The sequence below is a fragment of the Pseudomonas sp. NPDC089534 genome, from assembly GCF_044749305.1.
Classification (GTDB): Bacteria; Pseudomonadota; Gammaproteobacteria; order Pseudomonadales; family Pseudomonadaceae; genus Aquipseudomonas; species Aquipseudomonas ekonensis.
This window is the reverse complement of the sequence record NZ_JBIVHR010000133.1, coordinates 1-11744: the sequence shown is the minus strand read 5'-3', so window position 1 is coordinate 11744 and position 11744 is coordinate 1. Positions and strand designations below refer to the sequence as shown.

3 protein-coding genes and 1 pseudogene are annotated in these 11744 nt (G+C 63.5%); 3 read left to right on the top strand and 1 reads right to left on the bottom strand.

Annotation, left to right across the window (positions count from 1 at the left end):
* The 3 genes and pseudogenes from ACIP0B_RS26295 to ACIP0B_RS26285 form a co-directional block, all read left to right on the top strand.
* A pseudogene (locus tag ACIP0B_RS26295) lies at positions 1-2339 on the top strand (hypothetical protein); the annotation flags it as partial.
* A gap of 461 nt (positions 2340-2800) precedes the next feature.
* Positions 2801-3172, top strand: coding sequence for a DUF6124 family protein (locus tag ACIP0B_RS26290; protein WP_400837629.1), 372 nt, complete (start codon positions 2801-2803; stop codon positions 3170-3172).
* A gap of 255 nt (positions 3173-3427) precedes the next feature.
* Positions 3428-7390: an Ig-like domain-containing protein gene (locus ACIP0B_RS26285; RefSeq protein ID WP_400837626.1), complete on the top strand. Its 3963-nt coding sequence runs from the start codon at positions 3428-3430 to the stop codon at positions 7388-7390.
* A 104-nt stretch (positions 7391-7494) separates the two neighbouring features.
* On the opposite strand, the gene ACIP0B_RS26280 is transcribed toward ACIP0B_RS26285, so the two are convergent.
* A partial coding sequence (locus tag ACIP0B_RS26280; RefSeq protein WP_400837623.1) for a beta strand repeat-containing protein occupies positions 7495-11744 on the bottom strand: 4250 nt, incomplete at its 5' end.

Sequence of the window (11744 nt, the reverse complement as noted above, 5' to 3'; positions counted from 1 at the left end):
CCTGCCCCAACCCGGTCGCCACCCCGACCAAGCCCCAGGACGTGGTCACCTGGCAACTGCGCGACGCCGCAGGCGCAGTGATCTACGAAGACAGCAAGACCCTCAACGCCCTCAGCGCCGGCAAGAACGTCGACTTCGCCCTGAGCGCCGCGTTCGTGCAGCAGCACTTCGAGGCCCGGCGCGGGGAGACGCTGACGGCGAGCTACAGCATCAAGCGGGCCGAGACGGGCAAGGTGAGCTATTCCAATCCGCTGACGTTCGTGATCGGCGTGGCGCTACAGCTGCAGCCGCCGCGCATCCAGCAGGCCGAGGCCGACGGCCAGACCCTGCAGCCGGTGAAGGCCAAGGACGCGCTGACCGCCGTCGTCCCCGCCGAAGGCCTGCAGCCCGCCGACCTGCTCAGCGTCACCTGGCAGGGCGCGCCGGGCAGCCACGCCTCGGGCTCACACACCACCGAGGCCAAGCCGATCAGCCAAAGCGGTTACAGCATCGCCCTGCCGCCCACGGTGCTGGCGTTCAACCTGGGCAAGACAGTCAGCGTGACCTACACCATCAAGCGCGGCGACAAGGTGTTCGTCTCGCCGCCGCTGAACCTGAAGGTCGGCACCTTGCCGGCGACGGCGCTGAACTCACCGGTCATCACCGACGCCGACGCGGGCAACGTGCTGGATCTGGCGGTGCTGGGCAGCAAGGACGTGACGATCCGCGCGCAGGACTGGGCGCTGATCGCCGTGGGCCAGCAGGTGTGGATGAGTCTGCACGGGCGCAAGGCCGACGGCGCGGCGCATGACCGGGTCGTGTGGAACGGCAGCGGCTCCTACGTCAACGCCACGTGGTTCCAGCAGAAGTACTGGAACCGCAGCGTGCCCAACAGCTACTTCAAGGACCTGGCCGACGGCAGCCAGCTGACCCTGAAGTTCAAGGCGGCGCTGGACAAGAGCAACGTGGCGGCCAATGCGGTGGTGTTTGCGGAGCGGGTGTATACGGTGCGGACGGTGCCGTTGGAAGCACCGTCGATCACGTCGGTTAAGGATCAAAGCGGTTGGGAGATTCCCGATAACGGCTACACCGTGCACACCCGGCTGACGGTCTCCGGCACCGCAGCGCCCGGCCAGGAACTGGAGGTGTTTGACGGCACGACCTCCAAAGGCAAGGTGAAGGTCGCCGCCGACGGGAAATGGTCCATCGAACTGACCGGCGTGAGCCTGAACGTGCTCCACAGCATCAAGGCTGTTGCGCAGTACGGAAACAAGCCCACGTCGAACATCCGCCGCTTTACATCGATCAACGGCCAGCGGCCGGCGATCACAGCCGCGCAGGACTCCAAAGGAGCGGCCATCGGAAACGGCGGCAGCACAGTGGACACCACCGTGCAACTGAGCGGGACGGCCAACACTTTTCTGGAGATCGAACTGTTCGACGGGACGGTCTCGAAAGGCAAGGCCACGGCGAATGACAAAGGTGTGTGGACGCTCCGAATGACCGGGTTGAGCGTGGGTGCGCACAGTTTTAAGGCCAAGGCGTTGTATGGGAGCGGGACTGAGTCCGGTGTGTGGGCGTTGACAGTGGTGGCCGTGATGGTACCGACGCTGACCAACGTACTCGACGCCAACAACGTCGAGGTGCCCGAGCGCGGCCTCACCGTCAGCACCACGCTGACCCTCAAGGGCACCGCCAGCAAAGGTTTGCAGGTCGAGATCTTCGACGGCACCGTGTCCAAGGGGCAGACGACGGCGGATGCCAGTACCGGTGTCTGGACATTAGCGGCATCAGGATTGAGCGTGGCGCTCCACAGTTTTGTGGCCAAAGCTCTGTATGGAGATGGAATGCAATCGAGCGTGTGGACGCTAACTGTCAGAGCTGTACCTCTAGCAGAAAATTTCGACAGCGTAAATTCAAACTTCATCTATGCACGCGGGCGGATTGTATTGCCGACCATGACAATTTCCTTCCTTGAAGGCGATGGTTATTTGGGGATAGCTCCATTATCTAGAATTGAAAATAATAATCACGCTCCGATACACGGCCAAAGTTCAGGACAAATACTGGTTATGCATTTAGACGGAACAGGCATTCAACAGCACATGGAAATCCAGTTCATTACCAGTTATTCCTCTGTCAGTTTCTGGTACCGATTCTCTGAACTCGCCGATACCGAAGTTTCGTTTTTCAACACAAACAATCAACATCTGGGAACTCGGTATCTAGCACCGATATTTCCACCCCAACCATTTACATTTTCAAGCACGCAAAATCAAATCTTCAGAATGACAGTAAAAACTAAACGTCCTGATACAATTTCCTTCGACTACTTCAGCTTTACACGCACCGCACTATAAATTCAAACTTATAAAAACTTAACAATAGAAAACATGGGGACGAATACATTTATTCGCCCTTTTTAGGAAAAAGGGGACGTATTTATTTAAACGTCCCCTTTTCAATCGAAATGGCTAAGAACTTCATTTTTCAACGAATCCGTTTACTTCCGTTGAAAACCATTTCTGCTACCCCACACCACCTTGCGCCATTGCCTACAGCTACGCCAGAATCCGCCGGCTTGTGCGCCTTGGGGGCGGGTTCTATCGTTTGGCGGTCACTGACGAATCAGTGATCGGGTTTAGCAGCCCGACTCCCTCTAGATGCACAATGCCGTCCGTTCTTGTGTCATGGCGGCTTTGCGCGGGGCACTTCGGTGCGCCGGGTTCTAGAGTCCTGGTCTGCTAACCCGCGTATAGCCGCCACCTCCTTTCGTTTAGCAGCGAAGCAGGGCGGTTCCATCACTCTAGAGGCCGTTCCCATGTTCAAACCCACCCCCAACCCACCCGAAACCGACCCCACGTCCCCCTACGAATCCCCCGACTCGCGCAAGCTCAACGAAGCTGCCGAGCGCGCCCTCGACCATTACCTCAACCCGATATTCGTCCCCGAACCTACGCTCAAGATCAGCAAGCTCTACGCCATCGCCCCCGCCGCCGACAACGAGGAACTGCTGGCCGACGCCTGCGAGACCCTGACCTCGGCCAAGGTCATGGCCAACAACTTCGCCGGGCTGCTGGACGGTCAGCACCGGCATACGGCGCAGGGCATCGCGCAGCTGATCATGCTCGGCGAACTGGCGGTGAACCGGGTGCTGGACAGCCTGGAACTGAAGGCCGACGCCGCCCTTTGAGCAGACGCAAGACCCTGTGGGAGCCAGCCTGCTGGCGATAGCGGTGGGCCAGTCGAATGTGATGCCGACTGACACGCCACCATCGCCAGCAGGCTGGCTCCCACAGGGTTCGCGGCGGGCTGAAAAAGGCAGCCAATCATCGGAAAACATCCTCCCCCTGTCAGATCTGACAGTGGTCAAACGGCCCTGCGCAGTCCCTAATTCCGGTCAACGACCTGCCCGCACATCCATGCCCACCTCGGCAAGGAGCTGACCATGACCGCTTTGCGTTCCTACCTGCCCTCCCCGCTCACGCTCGTCGGCGGCGCGCCCGGTTTCGGCGTGCTGGCCCTGCATCCCTTATTCATTGCCGGCATGACCCGCCCGGTCACGGACGGCGACGGCGGCATCAGCATTGCCGTGGTCACCGACCATGACCAAGGGGTGATGTTTGTCATCGACCCGTGGATCGCCATGTTCGAAGGCGACACCGTGGATGTGTTCATCGACAAGAACGTGGCCTACCACCATGTGGTGGCGGCGAACGACGTCAATCAGCGGCTGTTCTTCTTTGTCGAGGCCAGCCGCTTCGTGCCGGGCTGGATCGAGGAGTGCTATTTCCTGCTGCACCGCGCAGGGGAAGCGGCGCCGGACGATCCCTCCGTGCCGCTGCGCCTGAGGGTCAAGCTCGACCGCCCCGCCGGCATCGACAAGGAGCCGCACAAGCCCGGCCATTCGGAGCTCAAGATCGTGCAGTTGCCCCAGGAGGTGATCGAGCAAGGCATCGATGCCGAGTGGGCCGCCAAAGGCGTGCCGATGACGATCCAGCGCTACCCCAACATCGCCTTGCGCGACACGATCCAGGTGAAGTGGGGCAGCGTGTTCCTGGCGCCGCTGGTGCTGTCGCAGGCCCAGGTCGACGGCACTGAGCCCATCGTGGTGCGCGCCGAGCAGGCCGACATCCTCGCCGGCGGAGACAGTTCGGCCTTGTTGATTGCGTACGAGGTGCATGACGAAGTCTGGAACTATTCGGAGAAGTGGTCGCTCACCACCACTGTCGACGTCGAGGCGGGCGCCTCGCGCCTGGAGGCGCCTATCATCAAGGAATCGGTCAACGGCGTCATCGACCTCAAACAGTTGAACCAGCAGCCCGTCACCGTGCAGATCCCCGTCCGTACCGAAGACTTCGCCGTCGGCGACACCGTGACGATGACCTGGACCGGCACGCCGCTGACCGGCAAGCCGCTGGTCCACACGCAATCGACGGTCATCGCCAACGTGCCGAGCAACCTTGAACTGTTGGTTCCCTACGAAGAGGTACGGGCGCTGGCCAAGGGCTCGGTGGATGTGTTCTACGTGCTGACCAAGAAGGACGGCCAACCGCCGCTGGCCTCCAAGCACACGTTCGCCAATGTGATCGGCGATGTGTACGCCCACCCTGCCCCGGTGATCCGCGAGGCGGTGGGCGATTTCCTTGAGCCCGACGTGAACCATGCCACCGTCGACATCCACTACCCCGGCATGGCGGACGGCGACACCATCGAACTGATCTGGGAGGGCACCCTGGCCAACGGTGCGCCCTATGTGCACACGGAACAGTTCGATATCAGTCGCAACGACGCCGAATCCAAGCTCGTCACGCTGTATGTCATGGGTGAGCACATTGGCTTGCTCACCAACGGACGCCTGGATCTCTGGTACCGGGTGACCAACGACATCGCGGCCTACGGCGTGAGCGAGTCCGAACACCTGCTGCTGAAGGTGCAGGCGATTCCCGCGACCCTGCCGGCGCCGGACGTGCCCGAGGCCATCGAGGGCGTGCTCGACCCGGCCAGGGTGTACGACAAGGTCACGGTGCGCGTCGGCTACACCGGCACGGTGAAGGACGACATCCTCACCTACTACTGGACCGCCGTGGACGCCGAGATCAGCACCAGCGACTGGCTGCCCATCACCACCGTGTCGGCCGGCAAACCGGTGAACTTCCGGGTGGACGCCCGCTTTGTCACGCCCAGCATCGGACAGTACGTGAAGATCCGCTACACCCTCAAACATGCGGCCACCGGGCTGCTGAGCTATTCGGCTACCTATGAGCTGCTGATCGGGCAACTGGTCGGGGAGCTGCCGCCGCCCGAGGTGCTCCAGGCCGATGCCGACAGCCTCGACCCGATGAAGGCGCTGGCCGGGGTCGATGTGGCGGTCGAGTACGCCAACATGGACCCGGAACTCGACACCATCGCCCTGAAGTGGCGCGGCACGCTCGGCGCCGGCACCTCGGAGGACCTGGAACTGCCGGCCGACGCCAGCGGCCGGGTGCAGTTCCATCTGCCGGCCTCGGTGGTGGGGCCCAACATCGGCCGGCCGGTGGCGGTGACCTATGACGTCAAGCGCTACAACTTCTGGACGACCTCCGAGACGCTGACGCTCAACGTGCTGCGGTTCCAGTCGCCAGAGACGCAACTGCCGCGCCCGGAGGTGCCGCAAGCGGTCAATCAGGTGCTGGACTTGATGGAGTTCGTCGGCGATCCGGATGTGCTCGTCAAGGTCTGGCCTTACATCGCGCTTGAGCAGCGTTTGTGGCTGCGCCTGGAGGGCAAGACGCTGGAAGGCAGCGACTATCGCATCGTGATGCTGGACGGTGCGCTCATCACCGCCGGGCAAGTCAGCGCCGGTTTGAAGGAACCCCTGCCCCGCGCCGAACTGCTGAAGCTGGATCACGCCTCACCGGCGTCGGTCGTGTGCAAGGTGGCGTTCGATGGCGACGTGCAGGAGCACACCGCCGTCGAGTTCCCTCGGCTGAACCTGACGATCCGCACCCGCTACGACTACCTGACTCCGGCGATCACCGGGGTCACCGATCAGTGGGGCACGGTGGCGAACGGCGGCATCACTTACAACGATCAGGTGACGTTGACGGGGACGGCGACCCGTGGGCAGAAAGTGGAAATTCTCGACGGAACCAACTCCTACGGCTCGGCCGACGTCGCCTCGGACGGCACCGGTTCGGAAGGCGTCTGGAGCAAGGTGCTGAACAACCTGACGGTCAAGGCCTATCACCTCACCGCGCGGGCGCTGTATGACGCCAACCCGGTGGCCAGCCCGCCGTGGGCGTTCACGGTGGCCGTCGCCAACGTGCCGGTGATCGCCAATGTCACGGACTCCCGGGGCACCGTCGCCAACGGCGCCACCACCTATGACCGGGCCGTCACCGTCAAGGGAACGGCCAGCCCCAACCAGAAGGTGCGGCTGCTCGACGGCACCCAGGCCTTGGGCGAACCGCTGGCCGACGGCCAGGGCGACTGGAGCCATGCCATCAACGGGTTGACCGTCAAGGCCTACAGCCTGACCGCAATGGCGCTGTACGGCGACAGCCCGGTGTCCGCCCCGCCACGTACCTTTATCGTGGCCCAACACGTCGCGCCGACGATCACCTCGGTGAGGGATTCGAACGGTGAAGTGCCGGAGGGCGGCAGGACCACCCGCACGACCGTGACGTTGCGGGGCGGCGTCACACCCGATCACGAAGTGCAGATCCACGACAACAATGTGCCCAAGCACACGGTGCGGGCGGTGGGCAACGTCTGGGAAACCAGCCTGAGCGTGGCCGTGGGCGCTCATTCGATCACGGCCAAGGCTGTGAGCACCGACCAGGTGTCCAATGCCCGGAACTTCACCGTGGTTTCGCCTTTGAGCTTCAATACTAGTCCGGTGACGCTGAACGGAAAAATCTATCTGCTTCCAGCCTACCCCAATTTGCTGCCAAATTTTGGGGCGGGCACATCGGTGCACCACCAGGCATCCAACGGGCAACCGCCCTACACCTACACGTCAAGCAATCAAGCCGTCGCAGTGGTCGATTCGACAGGACTGGTGACCGTCAGAGGGCGTGGAACCGCGACAATTACAGCCAGGGATGCTTCCTATCAATCCCTGAGCTATTCCGTGTCCGTTGGCGGCGTGATTCAAGTTTTCGGAGTGGGCGCTGGCGACTGGACATCAATGAGCTCCGCAGCTGCCAGGCTGGGAGCACACATTCCCAACTTTGATGAGTTGCACGAAATTCAACGGGCTTACGCAGGGAGATGGCCAATGGGTAATGGCTGGTACTGGTCAACCACCCCGACAACTTATTTCCTGAAGCCTGCAAAAATGACGGTAAATCTTGTGACAGGCAGCAACGCCGCCGCCATCATGTACAGTTTTTTCAACAATCAGGCTTTGGGTGTTGGCATCAAGTAATAGGGAAGGCGATGCAAACCCGTGTTCTCGTAAATCGGGAACACGGGTTTGTCGTTTCACGCCCCTCAAATGCAGCAGGGATGCTGAGAGTCCATGGCGGCGGGTCAGACCGTATCCACCTTCAACGAATGATCATTGAGCATCCCGTTGATGATCGTCGCCGTGTCCGCCCCGCCCGCGATCACCCCGCCCGCCCCCGGCGTCACGCCGTAGTGGCTGGCAAGGTTCACGCCGGCCAGGTCGATGGTCTGGTTCGGCGTGGCGCCGGCCATGGCGCTCACGTCGATGGTGGTCATCACCGACGCGCCGCTGCCGGTGACGGTGAAGTGCAGGTAGTCGTCCAGCGACGCCGCCGTACCGTTTTCCCCTTGCAGCAGTTGCGACAGGTCGAGCTTGTCGGTGCCGGGGGTGAAGTCGGTGACGGTGTCGTGGCCGCTGTTGCCCTTGAGCCACTGGAAGGTGTCGGCCCCAGGTCCCCCGGTGAGGGTGTTGTTGCCCATCCCGCCGATCAGCAGGTCGTCGCCGCCCCCGCCGTTGAGGATGTCGTTGCCCAGGCCGCCGTTGATGACGTTGCTGTTGCTGTCGCCGGTGAGGGTGTCGTTGAAGTTCGAACCCACGAGGTTTTCGATGCCGGTCAGGGTATCGGTGCCGGCGCCAAGGGTGTTCTGCGCACCGAGCAGGCTCAGGTTGACCGTCACCCCGGCGGTGGCGTGGGCGTAGCTGGCGGTGTCGATGCCGCTGCCGCCGTCGAGCAGGTCGTTGCCGGGCCCGCTGTAGAGCAGGTCGTTGCCGGCGCCGCCGTGCAGCTCGTTGTTGCCGGAACCTGCGGTGAGCACGTCGTTGCCGTCGCCGCCGTTGAGGATGTTGTCGCCGCTGCCGGCCACCAGCACGTCATCGCCCGAGGTGCCGGTGAGGGTGTGGCCGTCCTGGTAGCTGATGGTCACGTTGGCCGTGTCGTTGCCGCCGTGGTTGTCGTTGGCGGTGTAGGTGCCGTGGTAGTCCGGGGTGGTGTTCTGGGCCCCGGCGTAGTTCACGGTCATGGTCAGCTGGTAGTTCTCCGCCGCGTTGGCGTTGCCGCCGCTGGTGTTGGTGATGTTGGTCAGGTGGATCTGATAGGTGCCGTCGGCGCCGGCGGTGATCGTGCCGCCGTCGGCGATGCTGACGAACGCCCCGCCGTTGAGCGAGTACTCCATGGTGATGTGCCCGGCCGCCAGGTTGTGGTCCAGGTTGAGGGTCTCGCCCTGTTTCAGCTTGATGGTGATCAGGTCCTCGTCGTTGGCGTTGGCGTTGGTCACCGCGCCCAGGTAACCGCTGACCACCAGCACGGCGGTCATGGCGGCCGTGTTGGCGGCGAACGAACTGCGCACGTCGGCCAGGCTCTGGTTGGCGGCGGTGTTGCTGGTGCCGGAGAAGTTGATGGCGCCTGAGCCGGTGAAGTCCGCGCCCTTGGCCACCCAGCCGGTGTTGAAGCTGGTGGGCGAGGCGTTGAGGGTGTCGCCGTCCGGGTCGCTGTCGTTGGCCACCAGCAGTTCACCCGGCACCACGATGTTGCCCGACAGCACGTTGGTGATGATGTGGTCGTCCACCGCCACCGGCGGCGAGTTGGGGATGACCTTGACCGTCAGCGTCGAGCTGGCGAGGTCGCCGTCGTTGTCGCTGACGGTGAAGCCGATGTTCTCGGTGATGACCGTGGTGGTGGTCTTCTGCGAGGTGTAGCTGTAGTCGCCGGTGTCGAGGTTGATCACCAGGGTGCCGCTGTTGTTGGTGGCGATGCTCAGGGTGTTGTTGACCGTGTTGAAGGTGCCGTGGTTGGCGCCGCCGCTGAAGGTCAGCGAACCCTGGCCGCTGTTGGCTTTGGGGTCGTAGGTGTAGGTGGTGCCGTCGACCACGATGGATTTGATGAAGCCGCCGTCGGCGCCGAACGTGCCGCCCTCGCCCAGCAGGGAACCGGTGACCGGCGCCCCCTGCACGGTGCCCGACAGCACCGAGTTGAGCTGGTTGAGGTCGGTGACCACCACCGCGTTGGTGTCGGTGTGGCTGATGCCGTCGTAGGCCAGCGGATCGAGGTTGGCGTTGCTCACGCCGTTGCCCAGGCCGATGGCGTAGTTCTTGATGTTGTTGGCGTCGAGGAAGTTCTTCAGCGCAGCCTCGTCGGCGGTGCCGATCTCCTGGCCGGTGGTGGGTTTGCCGTCGGAGAAGAAGTAGCCGACGTTCTGCGCCCCGGTGAGCTTGCCCGAGGTGTTGAACGCGGTCTGCAGCATGGCCACGGCGGCGTCGTAGTTGGTGCCGCCGCCGGCGCTGAGGCCGGCCAGGATCGTCTTGGCGGTGGCCACGTCGACCCACACCGAGGTGCGGTCGGTGGCGCTGCTGCTGAAGGTGACGAGCTGCACCTTCACGTCGCCCAGGTCGTCGTACTTGTCGAGCAAGGCGCTGATCGCCTGCTTAGCCAGGTCCAGCCGCGACAGGCCCGGCACGCCGGAGGCGTCGGCCATGCTGCCGGAGATGTCGAGCACGATGAGGATGTTGGAGTCGATCTCCACCGCCGCCACCGAGCGGTCGGACGCCACGGCCTTGGGCACGTCGTCGACGATGTTGACCACGATGGTGCTGGTGGTGGCGTTGCCCAGCGCGTCGGTGGCCTTGTAGGTGAAGCTTTCGCTCAGCACGTTCGGCCCGTCGTTGGCGTTGGGCGTGGTTTTCGGCGCCGAGGTCAGGGTGTAGGTGTAGGTGCCGTCGGCGTTGAGCAGGATCTGCCCGTAGGTGCCGGTGCCGCTGCCGACCAGGGTGTAGGTGATCGCCCCGCTGCCGCCGGTGACCGAGCCGACCAGGGTGCCGGACATGGTTTCGCCGGTGTTGCCGGGCTCGCTGCCGGTGACCGTGCCGGCGGCCAGGTCCTGGCCGTCCTTGGTCAGGTCGAGGGCTTTTTCGTAGACGGTCACGTCCTGGTCGACCGACGCCTTGAGGTTGGAGTCGGCGACGTTGATGGTGATCGTGGTGGTGCTCTCGTCGCCGTCGGTGTCGCGGATGGTGTAGGTGAAGGTGTCGGTGGCGCCGGGCGGGCTCACCGAGTTCGGGTTGCTGTGGTAGACCGCGTTGCCGGCGGCGTCCAGGGTCAGGTAGCCGTAGGTGCCGTTGATGTTGCTGTTGAGGCCGCCGATGGCAGAGGTCGAGGTGTTGCTGCCGGCCCGCACGCCCACCACGGTGGCCGCGCCGTCGGCGCCGCTGACGTCGTTGCCCAGCACGCTGACGTTGACCGTGCCGCCCTCCGCCACCGAGCCGGTGTCGGGTTTGGCGGTGGGCAGGTCATCGATGATGTTGACGTTGATCTGCCCGCTCGCGGTGCTGCCATCGCCGTCGGTGGCCACCACGTTGAAGTTCTCGGTGAGGCTGTTGGCGCCGTTGGCGGTCGGGTGGGTTTCGTTGTCCACCAGGGTGTAGCTGTAGCTGACCACGCCGGTCGCTGCGTTGAACCCGGTGATGGTCAGCGTGCTGCCCAAAGGCGTGGTGACCGATTGCGGGAAGCCCGCCGCCACGCCGTTGGTGACCACGGCGATGCCGCCCACGGTCAGGGTTTGCAGACCGTCCGGGGCGGTCACGGTGAAGGTGCCGCTTTGGGTCAGCGCGGAGGCGTTGGGGCTGCTGCCGTCGCTGAGGTTTTTCTCGTAGACCGTGAGTTCGCCGCCGTTGACGTCGAGGCCGTTGAGGGTCACCGGGTCGTCGTTGTTGTGGATGTTCAGCACCAGGTTGGCGGTGCTGGTGTCGCCGTCCGAATCGGTGATGGTGTAGGTGAAGGTCTCGGTGCCGTTGCCGCCGCCGTGCAGGTTCTTGAAGTCCGGGTCGTTGGTGTTGAGGGTGTAGGTGTAGGTGCCGTTGGCATTGAGCACCAGCGTCCCGTAAGTCCCGGTGAAGGTGCCGGCGGTGATCGGGCCGGCGTTGGGGCCGGTCGGTACGCGGTCGGCGCCTTGCACGTCGTTGGTCAGGACGTTGCCCGACAAAGTCAGGTTGGTTTCCGAGGCGGTGCCGGCGTTGGAGTCGTTCACGCCCTTCGGCAGGTCGTCGATGATGTTCACGTCCAGCGTGCCGTTGGCCGTGGTGCCGTTGTCGTCCACCACAGTGACGGCGAATTGCTCAGGCAAGTTGTTCGCGCCGTTGGCGTTCGGGTGCGCCTCGTTGTCCACCAAGGTGTAGCTGTAGCTGACCACGCCGGTCGCTGCGTTGAAGCCGGTGATGGTGAGCGTGCTGCCCAGCGGAGTGGTGACCGACTGCGGGAAACCTGCGGCCACGCCGTTGGTGACAACTGCGATGCCGCCCACGGTCAGGGTGGTGACGCCATCGAGTGCGGTGACGGTGAAGG